The organism is Rhizobium sp. O111 (genome assembly GCF_055616315.1).
The window spans coordinates 105,332-122,561 of sequence record NZ_JBSHXL010000003.1 but is presented as its reverse complement, the minus strand read 5'-3'; the positions used below and the strand labels follow the sequence as shown (position 1 = coordinate 122,561).

Here is a 17,230-nt window from a genome sequence, read left to right as displayed (position 1 = left end):
GACTTCAGTCCGATATCATTTACTTTCGTCGGCTCGGCCCGGTGAAATGCCGAAGCGTGCTCAAGGTCAGTGCGCGACCTTGCGTTTTTTTGCCAGCGAGATTGCCAACGTAATTGCCATTGCGTCCATATCGAACGGCTTCTGAAGGCAGTGGACAGCGGAAAATCGCGTCGGGACCACCTCCCCGTCGGGGTCAGTGATAAATATGAATGGGATCCCATTCGCATTGAGCTTGTCAGCTAGGGAATATACGCGATCCTCGCCAAGACAAACATTTAGAACGGCGGCATCGATTTCAACTTGCTTGACGGCATCAAGCCCTTCTCGCAGCGAGTGAAAAGGTCCAACCACGTCTGACCCCTGGAATTCGAGCGCGGCACTCACACTTGAAGCCCGCGTGTTGTCTTCCTCGACCACTAGAATCCGTCTGTTCAAAAGGTTCATGAAAAACATGGGGTGCCCCTGCTATGTAGGACATCAGTTCACCTCGAAAGCCGTCGGTCAACATTCACTCGGGAAGAGTAAACTTCTGTTCGCTTTCGTACAAACGGCGGTCGCGCCAAGAAACCGATTTTCGAGCCGCCTTCGGCCAAACACGGTGTTCGGGGAAGTTGAGGATCCATTCGAGTCCGCGGCGGGGGCGTTCGCGCTCGCATCGGGGCAACAGCGCGTCGCTTCGATACATGATTATGGATCGCGTGAACGTGACCGCTCGGTGGATTCCACCAGCGTCCGGGCGCCAACATCGATGGGCTGGCATTTGCCGTGACGACGTCACTGGGAGCGCCTTCGGGTTCGGACCCGCCCGGTGTTTTGATGTCTTGGCGAACCACGCGATGTTCGCACTTGACTGGTAAATCCGCCAAAGTCCGGGCGCCAAGGCTCAGCGTCTCGCGGTCGTATCGCTCAAAGTCTCCACAGCCGCATCAACTCCAGCGGAGCCGACACTCCCGCCGCCAAGACGTAGGGATCGCCTGCTACCCCCTTGCGGTTTCGGGCGGTGAGCTTCACAGGAAGTCCGTGTCCCATCCCGTCGATCGAATAGAACGCGATAGGGTTCTTGCCCCGGGAGCCCCACGTTCGGCGCGTGCCCCATGATTTCTTTTCCTTTCGAGGTCTCAGCTGGTCAATGTCACCAGCCTGCAGCCACTGCTCGAGCATGGCGTCCGCGTTCTTGGGGTTCACCACGGTATCGTCCTTACCCTGCCAGATACTGATCGGCGGGTATGATTTCTTGTGGTCGAACAGTCCCGCGACGCGGCTCCCCCAACCCGACGAAGGCGGCGTTGCTCCATTGCTCATTGCGCCCATGGCGGAGATGGCGTCGCGCACCGAGCCGACTGGCATTGCAGCCACGAAGGCGGCACCAGCGAACGTTTCGGGGTAGTGGGCGACGAGGGCCGCGGCCATCGCTCCACCCGCGGACAAGCCGACGATGGAAATTCGCGAGCGGTCGATGCGATGCTTCTGGCAGGCATGCTCGATCATTTGCTTGATCGACATGAGCTCGCCACGGTCGTGTGCGACAGCGCTCGGTCGAAACCAGTTGAAGCAGCGCTGCGGATTGTTCCGGGTGGTCTGTTCGGGGAAGAGAATTACGAACCCCCTAGCTCTCGCAAGCCGCGTGAACCCACTCGCGGCATCAAAGCTCTCGGGTGTCTGTCGGCATCCATGGAGCACAACGACGAGTGGCGATTTCGGCAGCAAGCCCGCAGGCGCGAAGGACTTCATGAGGAGCCCTCCAGGGTTGCTGTCAAACTTCGACGTTGTCGCGAATGTCGATATCGCGGTCCGCGCGGCTTTGCGTGCTCGCGGCCGAACCTTCACTTCCAACGGCTTGCCGATCTTCCCCGGGGCGCGAAGCAACTTCGATAGCGACCTTGGCAATCGCAACATCAGACGCAAGCCACATTATCGTCGGGACCCATCGTTTGCTCCTTGTGCAGCGCAACATTTGAAATAGGTCAGTGGAGCGTCTTTGCAATCGCCGCGGGCCCCGTGGGTGCGAAAATCGCGTCAACCACCCGTCGCTGGACAACGTTGGATGGTTATGTCTTCAGATTCTCCACCACGATCGCCACCGCCCGCTGAAGTGGAACTGGTGTCTGGCACAATTTCTCGACAATCTCCAAACCGATCTTTGAGCTTAGAAAAGCACGCATTTGAGGGGTCACCGGATCAGCGAAGCCTTCGGCTCCTCCCATGTAGTTAAGAGGAAGACCTTCGAAGAAATATGCAGATGGAACGTTTAGAAAATGCATCATCGCAAACATGGTGGAGGCGCTAACGCGGTTCGTCCCCCGCTCGTATTTCTGGACCTGCTGAAAGGTCACACCAATAGCCGCGCCCAGTTGGCTTTGTGACAGCCGTTTGGCCTTCCTCGCGGCAGCGATTTGCATTCCAACATGAACATCGACGGGATGAGGGCTCCCGTCGTGAGCCGAGCCCATACGAAAGTCGTGCATAGGGTGCTTTTCCAATGTTTCCTCCGTCAAAACGAATAGGTCGATTGCAATATGTCGCAGATCACCTCGGAACTTCCTAGCTCAAAAGGGGTTTTAAGTCTGTCAGGCTCTCCAAGCTTGCCAGGCTCCAGTGACTTGGCCCTGTCCGCGGTGAGGCTAGTTTCATCGGCTGCTCTGATCGAAGGAGACCTGCCTCGATCGTGGGATGGAAGGCCGCGTTTTCACATGGGCTGGAAAGCAAGCTCGGATGTGCGATCGACCATGAACATGGCATCTTTGATATGTGTTTACCCCAAGGGCCGATGGTTCTCGGCATTGAGCGTTTAACTCGCCGATCGCTATGATGGACAACCGATGAATTTGGGTGGGTCGACGTTATCGATATCTTCATGGACGAGACGACGGAATAGAAGGGTCGACCCTTGGCAAGACTCGAGGAAAAGATCTCTCGCTTGCTTTTCCAGGATGCTGATAGCAATCGACCATCACCGCCGATGCCTCGGTTTTCGGGGGATAGTCGCGCGTTTATCACCCCCCGCCAGGTGCCAAAGACCACGAGAGCCAGCATCAAAATGAAGAGCGCCAGCCCAAGCGCGGACCGGGCTCTCTTCTTTCTGGAGCCTGTGCTCGCCGGCCCTGATACGGGGTTCGCACTGGACCTCCATCGAATTTCGGAGGCTCAGCTACGACTATTGCGCCGTGAAGAAGGTGAGTAGGACCTTGCCTTTCTCACCGAGTAGGCAAACAAACCGGTCCGGCTTACCAGTCTGCTGTTTGCGGCTGATGTAAGCCTCTCCTAGGACGACCGTCTTCACAGGCACGTCGCCAACCTTGGTGTCGGCCTTGCTCACAGCGAGACTTTCCATGTCGAGGACGAGATCCGTGATTTCTGGTGAACGCTCTTGTAGCGCCAACAATCCGGTCGACTTGCATGCATCGACCGCCGGATCCGCGGGCGCCTGGCTCTGCGCTTGCGCGCTGCATGAAAGCAAAGCTAATCCGGCGGCGTAAAGTGCTGATCTTGTAATTCTCATGAACCTCCCCCTAAGGAGAGCCCGCGACGAGCGCGAGCCCGCGACATCGGTCGATGTCATGCCTTGTCGACGACCTTCTTCACGGCTTCCTTGGCATCACCCTTGGCGACCTGAGCCTTGCCCTTGGCTTCCTGGAGGGTTCCCTTGGCTTGCTCTTCGTGATTGCCGACGGCCTTGCCCGCGGCCTGGCGGGCGTTGCCCGCGACCTCGTTTGCCATGCCTTTGATCTTGTCTGACGTGCTTCCCATGGTCGAATCTCCTTGGTTGGGTTTCAAGGAAAAGCGCGGCTGGATGTTTCGTTCCACGGCTGGGAGATGGCGCGATGAAAATGGTCATTTGACCGACGGCGCTGGCGGCGATGGGGAGTTGAGCATTTCATGCCGTTTTCCACTTTCGATGATTGTCGCGTTCTTTGGAACTGCAACCGGCGGAAAATCTTACGAGAGTCAGGGTTAGCCGGCTAAAACACTCTCTCTGCCAGACCGATATAATGGACAGCGGCGAGCTTGTATGTGCGGAGACGGAGCGCGAAACGCCGCTGACGCACTCGTTCCGCCAGCACGTGGTCGCAAGGGCCGCTCCCCTGGTTATCGAGGATGCGACGTCGACCCTCTTGTCCGCGACAACCTTGCCGTCCCAGAGCTGAACGTCTGGGCCTACCTCGGCATTCCCCTTGCTGACTAGTGAGGGCGATGTCCTGGATCTCTTCGCGCGATTGACAGTCAGCCGAGCCATTGGTCGCCTCGCGAGCAGGATATCCTAGCGGACTTTGGCAAGCTCGTGGAAGAGCAGATCGCCCTACGCGAGCGGGTGGCGGAGTTCGCGCGGTTGGACACCGCCCTCGACCCAATCATAGTCGATTGAACGTCCGAGCTGCCCCGATGTCGTCCGAGTCTAAGTCTCCTGCTCCAGATCTGAAAATTGGCACAGTTCATTACTAGCGGGCTGGACAAGCGTTATCATTGGCCTAAGTCGCTTCTGCAACGATCCCCGGGACATACGATGACAGTACAAGCTTCCGATAAATACCTGGATATCTTCGTCGGTGACGGAGAAATGGCGCAAATGATGCGCCAGCATGATTGGGAGTCCAGCTCGCTGGGCTCGCCAGATTCATGGCCTGAAGCGCTAAAGGTAGCGCTGCGGTTGCTGTTGACGTCAAAGTTCGAAATGTGGCTTGGTTGGGGGCCTGACATCGCGTTTTTCTATAACGATGCTTACCGGCCAACACTGGGGAACAAGCACCCCAATGCACTGGCTGTGCCGACGAAAATCTTGTGGGCGGAAATCTGGGACGATATCAGGGAGCGGCTGGAAACCGTTTATGGATCTGGTCAAGCCACTTGGGACCGTGCGCTCTTGCTTCTGCTTGAGCGCAACGGCTATTCCGAGGAGACCTATCACACGTTCTCGTACAGCCCTCTGATCGGCGACACTGGTAAGGTGGAAGGCGTTTTCTGCGCCGTGGCCGAGGAGACCAAGCGGGTCATTGGCGAGAGGCGCATCTTGACGATGCGGGCGTTGGCCTCGGAACTCGCCGCCGTCGATACGCGAATTGACGTGATCAGAGCTTCCCATCGCGCTCTAAAGGACAATCTTCAAGACCTGCCGTTCAGTGCGCTTTATCTTTTCGACGAAAGTGGCAACGCAAGACGGGAGTGGGTATGTGGCGCGCTGGATAGCCATCCATTGATGCCGGCGGAAATCGTCGGCAGCGCTGGTTTTTGGGACTTGGAGCGCGCGTGGACGGAGCAGGACGTCGAGCTGGTCAGCTTGACGGGCATTGATGGCATTCCTTCGGGACCTTGGCCCAAGGCACCGAAACAGGCGGCGGTCGTTCCCCTGATTGGACAGGGCGGCGGTAGGCCGAAAGGAATACTGATCGCGGGGCTGAATTTCCATCGCGCGGTCGACGACGAGTATCTCGACTTCCTCAAGCTAATCACGGGGCAGATCGCCTCGCGGCTGGCGAGCACTGAAGCGTTTGAGACGGAACGTCAACGGGCGGCGGCCTTGGCGGAAGCGGCCGAAATGCGTGAACAAGCCGCCGTTGCCCTGGAGCAGCTTAACCAGCAGCTCTCGTCGGAGGTCGAACTTCGCACCGCCGAGCGGGACCGTATGCGAGACCTGTTCCAGCAGGCGCCGAGCTTCATGTGTATCCTGAGTGGACCGGATCACATCTTCGAGCTCGTCAACGACTCCTACCTACAACTGGTCGGAAACCGTCAACTGCTAGGCTTGAGCGTAAGGGAAGCCTTGCCCGAAGTGGAGGGGCAAGGATTTTTGGACTTGCTGGATGGAGTGTACCTGTCGGGCAAGCCGTATATCGGACGGAACCTAAAGGTGTTTCTGCGGCGCGATGGCGACAGTACGCCCGACGAACGGTTCATCAATCTGATCTACCAGCCGATATTCGATGCTAGCGGCCACGTGGCTGGCATCTTTGTCGACGGCTTTGACGTCACACATCAGAAGCGTGCGGAAGATCAACTTCAGAGCCTCAATCATACGCTTGAGCAACGTGTCGAGCAGCGCACACATGAACTGCGTTCCGCGGTACTCCAGTTGGAAAAGGAAACCGTAGAGCGCGAAACCGCGCAGATGGCTCTGCGGCAGGCGCAAAAAATGGAGGCGCTCGGCAATCTCACCGGAGGCGTCGCGCACGATTTCAACAACCTTCTGCAGGTCGTGAGCGGCAACTTGCAACTCCTGTCCAAAGACATCGGCGGCAACGCTCGGGCTGAACAGCGCCTTGAGAACGCATTGGCTGGCGTTGCCCGAGGCGCGAAGCTGGCGTCGCAGTTGCTGGCGTTCGGGCGTCGCCAACCGCTCGAGCCCAAGGTCATTGATTGCCGGAAGTTGATCCAGAACATGGACGACATGCTTCGCCGCGCCTTGGGAGAAGAGATCGAGCTCGAAACCGTCGTTTCCGGCGGGTTGTGGAACACGCTGATCGACCCCAGCCAGCTGGAAAACGCCATCCTTAATCTGGCGATAAATGCAAGGGACGCGATGACCGGCCGCGGGCGCCTGACGATCGAAACGGCAAACGCCGTGCTCGATGACGATTATGCTCGCGCTCACGAGGATGTCCGTCCTGGTCAATATGTGCTGGTCGCCGTCACCGACACGGGATCCGGGATACCGGCCGACATCATCGAACATGTGCTTGAGCCATTCTTCAGCACGAAATCCGAAGGCAGGGGCAGCGGGCTCGGGCTGTCGATGGTTTACGGCTTCCTGAAGCAGTCCGGCGGCCACCTCAAGATTTACACCGAGGTCGGCCATGGCACGACAATGAAACTCTATATGCCGCGGACAAACCAGGTCGGGGACGGGCTCGCGAACCTTAATGCCCTTCCAGTGACGGGCGGCACGGAGACCGTGCTTGTCGTTGAAGACGACGACGGGGTGCGGGAGACGTCGGTCGCCCTTCTGACGGATCTCGGATATCGCGTTCTCAAGGCCCATGATGCCCAGTCCGCATTCGCGATCGTCAACAGTGGCATCCCGATCGATCTCCTATTCACCGATGTCGTGATGCCCGGTCCCATGCGCAGCACGGAACTCGCAAGGAAGTGCAAGGCGCTATTTCCTGGCATGGCGGTGCTTTATACTTCTGGTTACACGGAAAACTCGATCGTCCACGGCGGCAGGCTGGACGCCGGCGTCGAGCTACTATCCAAACCCTACACACGGGAGGCGCTTGCCCGCAAAATCCGGCACGTGCTGAACAACGCACGCCAGCACCAGATCGCTGTCGAGCGGCTCGGGAGACAGGAGCAGGCGGCTGATCCCGCCCAAGAGGCAACCCGCACCCAGGCCGCACGGGTTCTCGTCGTCGAGGACGAGCCTCTGATCCTGATGTCGACTGTCGATATGGTCAACGAGCTCGGCCACGACGTTCACGAAGCAAGCTCGGCCGAGGATGCCTTGGCGGTGTTGGAGAAACACGGCATCGATATCCTGCTCACGGATGTCGGACTGCCGGGAATGTCAGGGACCGATCTTGCCCGGCACGTTCGGGAGCGCTGGCCTTCCGTGCGCATCGTGTTTGCCAGCGGCGACGATAGCGCTAAGTCAGCGTCCGGTATCGAGGATGCCCTTCAGCTGCCAAAGCCATTTACCATCGACCGCTTGTCCAAAGTCCTGTCGAGTTCTATCGAAAGTGTTTGATCTTTGAATGCGAACCGGCGGATCGACCGACGTAATGGGGCTGCGGTTTCTGACACCTCCTCTTGGTGGAAAAAGCCGCTAAAGCGGGCTTTTCCATTGGAGTGGCGGTAGGGGCAAGGCTTGTCGAGACCCCTCTTGAAGTGTGTTTCGCAACATCGGCCACGCCGGGCCGTGGCCCGCCGTTCCATTCGCGATGCGAAGGAGGGCAGCGACTGGCGGATGCCCGCGCAGGCGAGTGAACGATGCGAAAGTAGCGGTTGGTGAGCGGGGAACCACGTGGTGGACCGATGGCGCTCCCGATTACAATCGCCACCTCGCACGCAACACTCCCTATGCAGACTGGCATCCCGACTGTGAGGATCGCGCACTTATCGCGAAGGAATCCTCGAATGTGAAACGCTAAGTAGTGCGGCCGGTGAGCGATACAGAATGCGGGTTAGCTGACGATAGGGGCGAAGAGAGCGCTTGATCAACGAGCACACATCCTTGTTTGGAGCGGTGTTCCAGCGAAGGGCCGTCGTTTCCAATTAAAGGAAAGAAAGCCACGAGCGGTCCGAGGCGGTGTTGCCTCCACTTGTCTGAAAATCTGTACGGCGCACTGCCCATGTTCGAGATAATCGCGAGAATCGGGCAAGCGGAGGGGTGGCCCCCGCCTGCTCTTGGTGATTACCGGGTGGCGGTAAGCTTGAGACGGGACACGCCTGCGGCCACGTTCAGACCAGTGTTCGCCTCGCCGCTCAATGGCTGCAACGCATAGTTCTTGGAATTTCCGCCCACGAGCGCATTGGCGCCCAAGCCCACGCCTACCGAGGCCGCGGCAGATGCGCCGACATAAGTTCCAGCCAGCGCTCCATCGCCAACTCGCGTTGGAGCAGTGTTGACAACGATCCAGCTAAGATACGACTTTCCGGTGATGCCGACATCGACGCCGAGCTTGCCGATCGTGCCGGTGTAGCGCTCGATTTTGCCAGTCCGCTGCTTGAAGTTGCAAGTCACGGCTTTGCTCGATCCAATGATCATTCCCGTCCCACCCGCGACTTCGCATGAAAGGGTACCCAACCGTTCCCGCGGCTCGGTCGCGGCAATGTGCTGTGGAGAGTGCTTGGACTGTTTATGCATCGACGCGGCGTTCGCCTGCGGAACGAGCGCGAGCGATGCTAATGTGGTGATCAGGATTGCGTTTCTCATCTTGGGGTCCTCTTGTTCAGCCCTCTCGATAAACGCCATCCCTGGCAACTCGTTCAAACGGCTCGTCGCTTTCCGGCATGATCGACGGCGATCAACTACACTCTGTGGATCTGTCACGATACCTTCAGTATTCATTCAACAATCCGATGAGTACGGAAATTAGAAGCTCGAAGCTTTCGAGTCGCACCGGCTGCGCAAGATCGGCAGCGGAGACGTGTTGTTTCTCGACCCGCACACGACTTTCAAACCGCAAGTGATGTCCCCGTGACCGGCAGCGATGAAAAGCCGCGACTCGCCAAATTAAGCTGGAGGTTTACTGCACCGGTGGCATCGAACCCAGTGATCAAATCGAGTGGGTAGCGGAGACACCAAGCAGACTGAATTAGGGTTCTAGCAGACGGTACGCTGTGACCTTCAAAATGATCGATGGTCTGAATCTTGCTAGGTCGCGTCCCCATTAAAGGGTTTCGCTTTAGTCAGGATGATGATTCAATGTCCTTGGAAGGAGATTGATATGCGCCGTCATGAACTTAGCGATGAAGAGTGGGCGATTATCGCACCACTTTTGCCGAATAAGAGCCGTGGTGTCGAACGTGTTGATGACCGCCGGGTGATCAATGGCATTTTGTGGCGTTTCAGAACTGGCTGCTCTTGGCGGGATATCCCTGAGCGCTACGGCCCTCGTACTACACTTTACAATCGGTTCTCGCGCTGGCGTAAAGCCGGCGTTTGGGACCGACTTCTTGAAGCGGTATCAAGGCGTTACGACGGCGATATAGTTATGATCGACTCGTCGTGTGTGCGCGTTCACCAGCATGGTGCCAACGCAAAAAAGGGGGCTCTACCGATCCTTGCATGGGACGTTCGCGCGGCGGCCTGACGACCAAAATCCATGCCATGGTCGATGCGGATGGCCGACCGTTACGAATGGAGCTGACAGCAGGCCAGGCAGCGGATGCTCCGGTCGCTGAGAGGCTGATATCTGACATCGAACCAGGCACGACGCTACTTGCAGATAAAGCGTATGACACGGATGCGATCCGAGCGTTTGTGAAAGGCCGCAAGGCTTGGGCTAACATCCCAACAAAGATAAATCGGAAGCAGAGCTTCAGCTTCAGTCGCTGGGTCTATAGGCAGCGAAACCAAGTGGAGAGGTTCTTCAATCGTATCAAACACATGCGGGGCCTGGCCACGCGCTACGACCGTCGCCCTGACAATTACCTTGCTGCACTGAAACTCGTTGCGACACGAATTTGGATCAATTCAGTTTGCGAGTCCACGTCCTATCCGGATGTAGGTCCGTTCGGATTTTGTGACGAGACGAACACGTTGAACCAGTCCGAGATTGGTGCGTCCATCTTCCTGTCTCACGATCAGACGAAACACAAGTCCGGACTATGACGTCCTTCAAGCCGAACAAGCGTGCATGGTCGTAGGGATGCGATTTTCCGGAGCTTCGAACCCTGGCTGCCGACACGTTGCGATGCGCGCGCCGTAGTCAGGTTTCGCCGCTTCATTAATCCAAAGACGTTCCGCCAGGGATAGAGTTTGGCGCGCAACTTCCCATCCCATCCCTCCATCCACGAGGAACGCAACCTCACTCGCGAGCCGGCGGGAAGCCCTTCGCGCGCCTACTCCATCGTATGGCCCGATATGACCCCATACCAACCCAAGACGGCACCATCCGCGCCAAGATGGGCGCGAGCACGGCTCAAGACTGGGCGGTATGTTCCATCGGGCCGGGCAATCCTAAACTGGATCTCCCACGGCTTTCCCGTCGGGATCCATTCCAACCAGGTTGATCGTACCCGCACCCGGTCCTCCGGATGCATCTTTCCCATCCACCGATCAATGCGGTCCTGCATCGTATCGTTCGGGAGATCCTCGAATGTTGGGCTGATGTAATAAACAACGCCTTCTACCGTGGCAGCCCAGGCGATATCCGGATTGAGTTCAACGGCGCGACGAAAGTGCTCTTCGCTTTGCTGGAGCGTTTGCATGACGAGGTTCTGCTCAGTCACATCTATGGCGACGACCGAAAACCCAAGGTTCTCGCCGCCGATGTCACAGACCTTCTGCGCAAAGACGCGAAACTCCTTGTTGCCCATGCGATAGTCTTGAGGTGGAAGTGGATCCGTGCCTAGCGACCTGCTCAGGACGGTTTCGACGCGCTTGAGGATCTCACCCTCCATGACATCGTAGATCGTCTTGCCTTCCAGTTCGCGTCCGGTGAGCCCGTGCATTGCCGCAAAGATGTCATTCGCCCGCACGTGCCGGAAATGAAGGTCAAGGAAGCAGAGGCCGACGGGAGCCTGTTCATATAGAGTTTCCAGCTGATGGAGTTGCTGGAACGGAGACGTGTCAAGCAAGGAGGTTGGGGCAGGCATCTGTGGAAGACGCTGAAAAACGTCGAATGCCTCGGACGCGGGCACGCCTTTTCCAAAAAGCCAGCCTTGTGCCAAAGGACAGCCAAGCGCTCGCAGTATCGCCGCCTCGGTCTCCGTCTCGACGCCCTCGGCGACAACCGTTATGTCGAGACTCTGGCCCAAACCGACGACTGACGAGACAATCCTGCGCTTACGGTTATCATGCTCCAGACCGCGCACGAACTGAGCGTCGATCTTGAGCTTACGGAAAGGGAGGGACTCTAGTCGCGCAAGGCTGGAATAACCTGTTCCGAAATCGTCAAGCGAGATTGCGACTCCGATCTGGTTGAGCCGGTTGAGTGTCCGGTAGGCAACCGCACTATCGGAAATCAAGGAGCTTTCCGTGATTTCCATCTGGACACGGCCGAGCGGGAACCCCGTTCGCGAAGCTATGGCGCTTAGCCAATCCGGCAAGTCATCGCGGAGAAGCTGATCGGGGGTAACGTTGAACGCAAGAAAAAACCGACCCTGCCATCTCGCCGCCGCCGCGCACGCCGATTGCAGTAAAGCCTCCAAAAGAATGTCAACGAGCTGATGTTTGTCGAGAAGGGGAATAAACTGCGCTGGGCTGATGTCCCCGAGTTCGGGATCGCTCCACCGAGCGAGGATCTCAAATCCAGCGAGAGATCCAGAGCGAAGGTCAACGATTGGCTGGAAGGCCGGCCAAATATCCTCGCGCATCAGCGCGATTTCGAGCCGGGACCGTAGCTCCCCGGGGGGCATCGTCATGTTGAAGTAAGAAACTTCCATCCCCCCGTCCCCATGAATTCAAAGCTCCCAAACATCTTGCGACAGTGACCTAGTGCAAGATCGTAGTCCACTCTAGTAAAATCGTCGAACCCGCATACAAGATCGCGAACTTCGATCCGATCTTTTATGTAACATGCCAGTGCTATCCGCCACGATAGCATTCGTGAAAATGGTTTGACATACAAGCCGACGCATTTGCGCACACCTGGTGCGGCTTTCATTATCTCGCTCCGCGGCGAGCTGGACAAAGTCTTTTAATCCCGTGGCCGCATCGCTTGTCTCCTCGATTTTACGCCGTGGGTGCCCCCGTGCACGGTTGACAAGAACAATTCGACTGGGACAGGTCGTGGTGATCTCCCTTAGTGTAACGCGGTCGTTCATGTAGGTTGCCACGGCGCTAACGGCAGCGCAAAGTCTGGGGCAGCCAGCACGTCAATGGGAGACGAGCTCGGCGAACTGACTATCAGGCGCGCAAGTATCGGAGACATGGGATGAAAAGGTCGATCGACATCACCGCCTCGGGTGGGAAGGTTCCGTCATGGACCTACACCCCGGATACGGGCAACTTTGTGAAAGGTGCTGTCCTCTTCTTCATGGACGCCATGGGGCCTCGCCCCGCAATGGATGAGATGGCTCAAAAGCTGGCCAACGCCGGCTATTTCGTGCTACTGCCCGACCTATTTTATCGGTTCGGGGCGTACGGCCCTTTTAGTGGCTCCTCTTTCGGCGACCCTCAATCCCGCGAAAAACTTGTCAAGATGATCAACGAAACGACAACGGCGATGACGGTGGAGGATACATCCGCGTTTATCGCCGCTCTCGAGGGAGAAGGTCACTCAGGGCCGTATGGGGTGGTGGGGTATTGCATGGCTGGGCGACGCGCGCTCTCGGTAGCCGCCAAATACCCAGAAAGTTTCGCTGCCGTCGCCAGTTTCCATGGCGCGGGTCTAGCCGCTGATACACCGGACAGCCCTCACCTCTTGGCTTCGGACATCAAGGCGCGAATATACGTCGGTACCGCGTCGGAAGACGCCAGCTTCCCGCCGGAGCAATCGACACGTTTCGTCGACGCTTTCCGACGCTCGGGCGCGGATTTTGCGCTCGAAAGCTATGTTGGCGTTCATCATGGGTGGACAGTACCTGATCGTGACGGCGTCTATGACGAGTCAGGCGCCGACCGACACTGGCGGCGCTTACTACAGCTCTTTGATGAAACAATCCGGTAGGTGGGAGGAGGCTTAGATGCCAAGGATCCCGCCGCCCACTAGCAGTGTCGATCCGAAGCCTCACGTGGCCGGATAGTCATGACATGGCCCCGTTGGATGATGCGGTTTCGGACATTTGAAGTGTCGATCGCGCCGCGCGTTTCCTCCTCAGACGTGCCGGAGTTGTGCCAGGCAATTCAACGACCGAAACCCAGGGGCGGCGACGCATGAGTTGGCGGCACGGCCGCACCGGCCCGCCGCGCGAAAATAGGTCGACAGGAAGGACGGCAGTTGGACCTAGTCGGGATTTGATCGTCGGAAGTTCGTCAAACCCGCGAGGTCTTGCCGTCCCGTCTCATTAGACGGAAATGGGCCGATGAAGACGTTAACGGGCGGTCGCGATCTCAACTCGCGAGGCATTCTTCGCAAATCCCGCACCCATCATCGTCGATCCAGGAGCGTGAACGCGGCTTGAGGCAGCACAGGCAGACCACTAAGTCCCCTTCTTGAACATCTTCCTTTTCAGGTGGCAGGATCTCAATCGGAATTTCACTGACTTGAACAACCGCGGGCTCCATCTCGGGTCTCCACTTCGAGGAACTTCACCTAAAATAGTTAGGCTTCGGCCCCCCAACAAGATCGAGGCCCCCCGACCGCACCGATCTTGGACACCTCCTATTCTCCTCATCAGTCTCGTTTAGGGAGTGGGCGGGTTACGCTCCCATCTCATCGTCCCGACCTTAATTGTCGATCCGTGGCCGGTCCATCAAGTCATCTTCGCGCGTTAGTCGCGGCCCTCAAGCTGTGCTTGCGTGTTGGAGACTTCGTGTAAATTCTCGTGCGCGCCCGCGTTGCGGCCTTACTCGGAGTTTCGGTTTTTGGCGTCGCTTCCACTGACGCCCCTCGCCTCGGTGGCGCGCTTCGCACTTTTCAAATGAATGAACGCCCGCGTTCGCCGGCTGAAGGTCCATCCCCCAGCTTATGCCATCGTTCAGGATGTTCGACCGACCGGGTTTTCAAGTCGGGAGCTTCCGTTCCCGCCAGCCGACATTTCGCGAGGCTATGTTGCATTCTGGCACTCGACTCTTGAACGAAAGCGCGATTTCCTGCGTTCGGATAGGAGATACTAATGTATTATGAGTGGAACGAGTTACGGTTTCGTCGCCAGTATCTCATCAAATTTGTTTCGGCATGGGCCATCGCGATAATCGTCGCCTTCCTGCCTGTCTGGTGGCTAGTCCAAGAGGCAACCTTCCCTTGACGCTGGAGATCGTTCATCGCCCTTAGTAAGGGAGAGGATCGCATGAATTTATTCCGTCAGACCATGCAAGCGGATGGTGCGAATCCGTTGTCCGCGGGACATAATCTTCTTGGATGTGGCAAATCTCCCTGGAGCGTGACCAATCACCGACTGGTCTTGGGCATCTCCTCGTCGAACCTGGTATTTTCACGGCCCGGATCCTCGGACAGGATTTCTTCCTCGACGTCATCTGGCAGCGGCTCGTCCGGGTTCACGTTCGCTTCGTCGCGACTGGGAATCGCTGGGACGACACCCCCTGAGTGGTGATGAGCGCCGTCGCCCAGCGGCGCGCTGTCAGTCGGCTCTGGCGCTTGGACTGGCTCGAGGTCCATCGGCATTGGTTCATTTTCTCGCTTGTTATTCGTATCGCTTGTCATTTTTTTACCTCGATCTTTCCAGGTAGGAACCTGTCTTAGCCCACAAGGTTCCGACGTGGCTCATGTCCGGATATATCGCGACGCTTGGAACCAATGTGTGCCGGCCGGTTTGAAATGTCGCGGTCATCTCGGCGGGACCGGGTCCGACGCTCCCGTGCGCCGCTGGTTGAAACGAGGTGCTGGGGACAGAGCCCGCTCGAAAAGCCTCGAACGGGCACGCAATCATACCGCGCAGTCGAGCGCCTATGAACCCACGTTACGATCGGAACGACGTTTCGCGACCAATGGAACTTCCTCGATGTTGGCAAGCAAGTGTCGCCTTATGAGGAACCGGCGGACGCCTTCCCGGATCGCGGGGAGCGGCACAATGCCTCGCGCGGCCATGCGACAGGCCTTATCGAGTAATTCATATCTTGTATCCCTGGCCTCTTCTGGAAACTCCTCCAAAAAATCGAAGACGTCCTCGAGACTGGCGAGTTCTTGAATGTAGTGGCGTTTCCTCAGAAAAAGTGGTGCGTCAAACAATGTGTTTGCCATCGTCTTCTCCTTTCTCAGACGCGTTCGGCGGCGCACGATTTGGGGAGGGAAGCTTGAATTTCAACCCCCCACACTTTTTAGCGCAATCGGCTGGGATTCAAAAGCAAAAGGCGCCGCCGCGCGGCAATCATTTCGTCGCCCGGGCTTACCGCGCGCCGTCGCGCGAAGACCATCGGGGGCCGAATTAGTGCAAGCGTGCGGGGAAAGGCCGAAGCCAATCCTTGTCGTGAGCGGAAGTAGGACTTCGGTCCGATAGCGGAACGAGCTCGAGCCAAATGCATTTTCCCTTTCAGGTACGAAAAGGAGTTATGATGAGCGAAGATCTTTGGGACAAGCCGGTCGAACTTATGGTCGATAGTGCCGATCACTTCCGTTGTGTCGCATGTAGCCGCGACGCGGTGGCATTTCTGATGACGTCTTGGCCGACCAAAGGTGGCAAATCCTTCTCGGCGGCCAGGCGGGCGTGTCTACAGGCGCTTGACGGACGGATCGCCACCGCCACGGCGAAGCTTGCCTTTGTTCAAGCGGCTGAGGAGGCGGGGATTCTCAGGCATTGATGCTCGTCAGTTCCCTTGCCCGTTTTGGCGGGTCCCAGGTGTCAAGCGTTTTTGTCGAACGTTGCGATGAAAGCCGAAGGACGAGGAACTCGTCATAACACGACAGCTCTTCGGCGCGGGCTAAATGCTCAGGCCGCGCGACCATTGCCGCGATCGCAGGCTCTCGGGCGTGGGCGATGCGAAAAGCGTACGTTAGCGTACGAAAAGCTTTTTTTTCGCCCGACGCGCTATATCCCGCGAGTATGTTGATATTTCGCAATCGCTTGCTGAGCGTTCTGTCGCCCGAGGTCAGGCAGTCGTTGCAGCCTTTCTTGAAGCGACGACCGTTCCAACGGGGAGAGAAAGTCGAGAAGCCTCCTCACGCGGTTCAAAGCGCCCTTTTTGTTGAAGAGGGCGTGATTTCCGTCATTTTCCCCTTGTCGCCAACGGTGAATGTCGAGGTGGGCATGATCGGGCGAGAAGGAATGACCGGCACAAGTCTTTTCACGGGGGTCTCGCCAGCGCATTTCATCGCTGAGGCGCGCTCCGCCGGCTGGGCGTTCGAGATTCAACCGGATGCGCTGATGGCGCTTGTGCGGCGAGACGAAGAGTTCGCGACAAGGCTTGAACGGTATCGCGCATGGCGAAATGTCCAGTCCGCGATGATCGCCGCCAGCGGCCGCGCGGGAAACATAGAGCAGAATCTCGCCCGCGAGTTGCTTATGCTGCATGATCGAATTGACGGCGATAAGATCGTCGCGACGCATGAGGAACTTGGTGCCTACATCAACGTCAGGCGCGCGAGCGTCACGGAATGGCTTCATGTCTTCGAAGGCGAGCATTGGATCAAATCAAGGCGGGGATATGTTGAAATAACCGATCGCCCTGGCCTCGAAAACGCGGCGGGAGACTTCTACGGCCCCGCCGAAAACGCGTGGTTCGATATGCTGGCGAAGCTGCCGCCCGACGCGATGGCCGCGCAATAGGGGACGTTAAAGGAACCCCTCGTGGATGTCGATGTTTGGTGTTGTCGCCTCAACGGCCACGCAGCTCCAATTTGGCGATAGGGCGAAGGGCTTTTCGTTTCTGGCGACCCTTCGCCACTCCCTCGTGATTGCGGCGGAACATGCCGCCTCATGGCGAGTTATTCCCCCGCCGAGCAGGTCTTCCATGCTTCCTCGGCGGGTGGAGGGCCAAAGTCCCTCAACGCTTGTCGGCTCTCCACATCCCCTTTCG

The 17,230-nt window shown here is 57.7% G+C and carries 14 protein-coding genes and 1 pseudogene; 6 read left to right on the top strand and 9 right to left on the bottom strand.

Annotated elements, in window-relative coordinates:
• Positions 1 to 66 precede the first annotated feature (66 nt).
• The 5 genes from ACVTFQ_RS26365 to ACVTFQ_RS26345 form a co-directional block, all read right to left on the bottom strand.
• Positions 67 to 453: a response regulator gene (locus ACVTFQ_RS26365; RefSeq protein WP_111563969.1), complete on the bottom strand. Its 387-nt coding sequence runs from the start codon at positions 451 to 453 to the stop codon at positions 67 to 69.
• A 453-nt stretch (positions 454 to 906) separates the two neighbouring features.
• A complete protein-coding gene (locus ACVTFQ_RS26360) occupies positions 907 to 1,896 on the bottom strand; it encodes an extracellular catalytic domain type 1 short-chain-length polyhydroxyalkanoate depolymerase (protein WP_111563968.1) in 990 nt (329 codons plus the stop codon).
• A gap of 152 nt (positions 1,897 to 2,048) precedes the next feature.
• The gene (locus ACVTFQ_RS26355) at positions 2,049 to 2,480 is read right to left on the bottom strand and encodes a helix-turn-helix domain-containing protein (RefSeq protein WP_210208060.1); all 432 of its coding nucleotides are present in this window, start codon (positions 2,478 to 2,480) and stop codon (positions 2,049 to 2,051) included.
• A gap of 674 nt (positions 2,481 to 3,154) precedes the next feature.
• Complete coding sequence (locus ACVTFQ_RS26350) at positions 3,155 to 3,499, bottom strand: hypothetical protein (RefSeq protein WP_111564035.1); 345 nt, start codon at positions 3,497 to 3,499, stop codon at positions 3,155 to 3,157.
• A 56-nt stretch (positions 3,500 to 3,555) separates the two neighbouring features.
• Positions 3,556 to 3,747: a CsbD family protein gene (locus ACVTFQ_RS26345; protein ID WP_111563967.1), complete on the bottom strand. Its 192-nt coding sequence runs from the start codon at positions 3,745 to 3,747 to the stop codon at positions 3,556 to 3,558.
• On the opposite strand from ACVTFQ_RS26345, the gene ACVTFQ_RS26340 reads away from it, so the two are divergent.
• Together ACVTFQ_RS26340 and ACVTFQ_RS26335 are read left to right on the top strand one after the other, a co-directional pair.
• Positions 3,746 to 3,955, top strand: a complete 210-nt coding sequence (locus ACVTFQ_RS26340) for a hypothetical protein (RefSeq protein WP_470424228.1) — start codon at positions 3,746 to 3,748, stop codon at positions 3,953 to 3,955. The two genes, ACVTFQ_RS26345 and ACVTFQ_RS26340, sit on opposite strands and share 2 nt — an antisense overlap.
• A 600-nt stretch (positions 3,956 to 4,555) precedes the next feature.
• Positions 4,556 to 7,675: a hybrid sensor histidine kinase/response regulator gene (locus tag ACVTFQ_RS26335; RefSeq protein WP_470424607.1), complete on the top strand. Its 3,120-nt coding sequence runs from the start codon at positions 4,556 to 4,558 to the stop codon at positions 7,673 to 7,675.
• Between the two features lie 666 nt (positions 7,676 to 8,341).
• Here the strand turns inward: ACVTFQ_RS26335 and ACVTFQ_RS26330 are convergent.
• A complete protein-coding gene (locus ACVTFQ_RS26330; RefSeq protein ID WP_111564033.1) occupies positions 8,342 to 8,863 on the bottom strand; it encodes a DUF992 domain-containing protein in 522 nt (173 codons plus the stop codon).
• Between the two features lie 508 nt (positions 8,864 to 9,371).
• On the opposite strand from ACVTFQ_RS26330, the pseudogene ACVTFQ_RS26325 reads away from it, so the two are divergent.
• A pseudogene (locus ACVTFQ_RS26325) lies at positions 9,372 to 10,129 on the top strand (IS5 family transposase); the annotation flags it as partial.
• A gap of 365 nt (positions 10,130 to 10,494) precedes the next feature.
• On the opposite strand, the gene ACVTFQ_RS26320 reads toward ACVTFQ_RS26325, so the two are convergent.
• Positions 10,495 to 12,039 (bottom strand): EAL domain-containing protein, encoded by a 1,545-nt coding sequence (locus ACVTFQ_RS26320; protein ID WP_111563966.1) that lies wholly within the window; start codon positions 12,037 to 12,039, stop codon positions 10,495 to 10,497.
• A gap of 491 nt (positions 12,040 to 12,530) precedes the next feature.
• Between ACVTFQ_RS26320 and ACVTFQ_RS26315 the strand changes: the two genes are divergently transcribed.
• On the top strand, positions 12,531 to 13,265 hold the full coding sequence (locus tag ACVTFQ_RS26315; protein WP_111563965.1) for a dienelactone hydrolase family protein: 735 nt from the start codon (positions 12,531 to 12,533) through the stop codon (positions 13,263 to 13,265).
• Between the two features lie 1,383 nt (positions 13,266 to 14,648).
• Here ACVTFQ_RS26315 and ACVTFQ_RS26310 read toward each other — a convergent pair.
• Together ACVTFQ_RS26310 and ACVTFQ_RS26305 are read right to left on the bottom strand one after the other, a co-directional pair.
• Positions 14,649 to 14,921, bottom strand: coding sequence for a hypothetical protein (locus ACVTFQ_RS26310; RefSeq protein WP_146618525.1), 273 nt, complete (start codon positions 14,919 to 14,921; stop codon positions 14,649 to 14,651).
• A gap of 243 nt (positions 14,922 to 15,164) precedes the next feature.
• Positions 15,165 to 15,458, bottom strand: coding sequence for a DUF982 domain-containing protein (locus ACVTFQ_RS26305; protein ID WP_111563963.1), 294 nt, complete (start codon positions 15,456 to 15,458; stop codon positions 15,165 to 15,167).
• A gap of 311 nt (positions 15,459 to 15,769) precedes the next feature.
• Here ACVTFQ_RS26305 and ACVTFQ_RS26300 point away from each other — a divergent pair, with 311 nt between their 5' ends.
• Both ACVTFQ_RS26300 and ACVTFQ_RS26295 read left to right on the top strand, forming a co-directional pair.
• Positions 15,770 to 16,015 carry a DUF982 domain-containing protein gene (locus ACVTFQ_RS26300; RefSeq protein WP_111564032.1) on the top strand — a complete coding sequence of 82 codons (246 nt, stop codon included), beginning with the start codon at positions 15,770 to 15,772 and terminating at the stop codon, positions 16,013 to 16,015.
• A 263-nt stretch (positions 16,016 to 16,278) separates the two neighbouring features.
• Positions 16,279 to 16,980, top strand: coding sequence for a Crp/Fnr family transcriptional regulator (locus tag ACVTFQ_RS26295; RefSeq protein ID WP_181459303.1), 702 nt, complete (start codon positions 16,279 to 16,281; stop codon positions 16,978 to 16,980).
• Positions 16,981 to 17,230 lie beyond the last annotated feature (250 nt).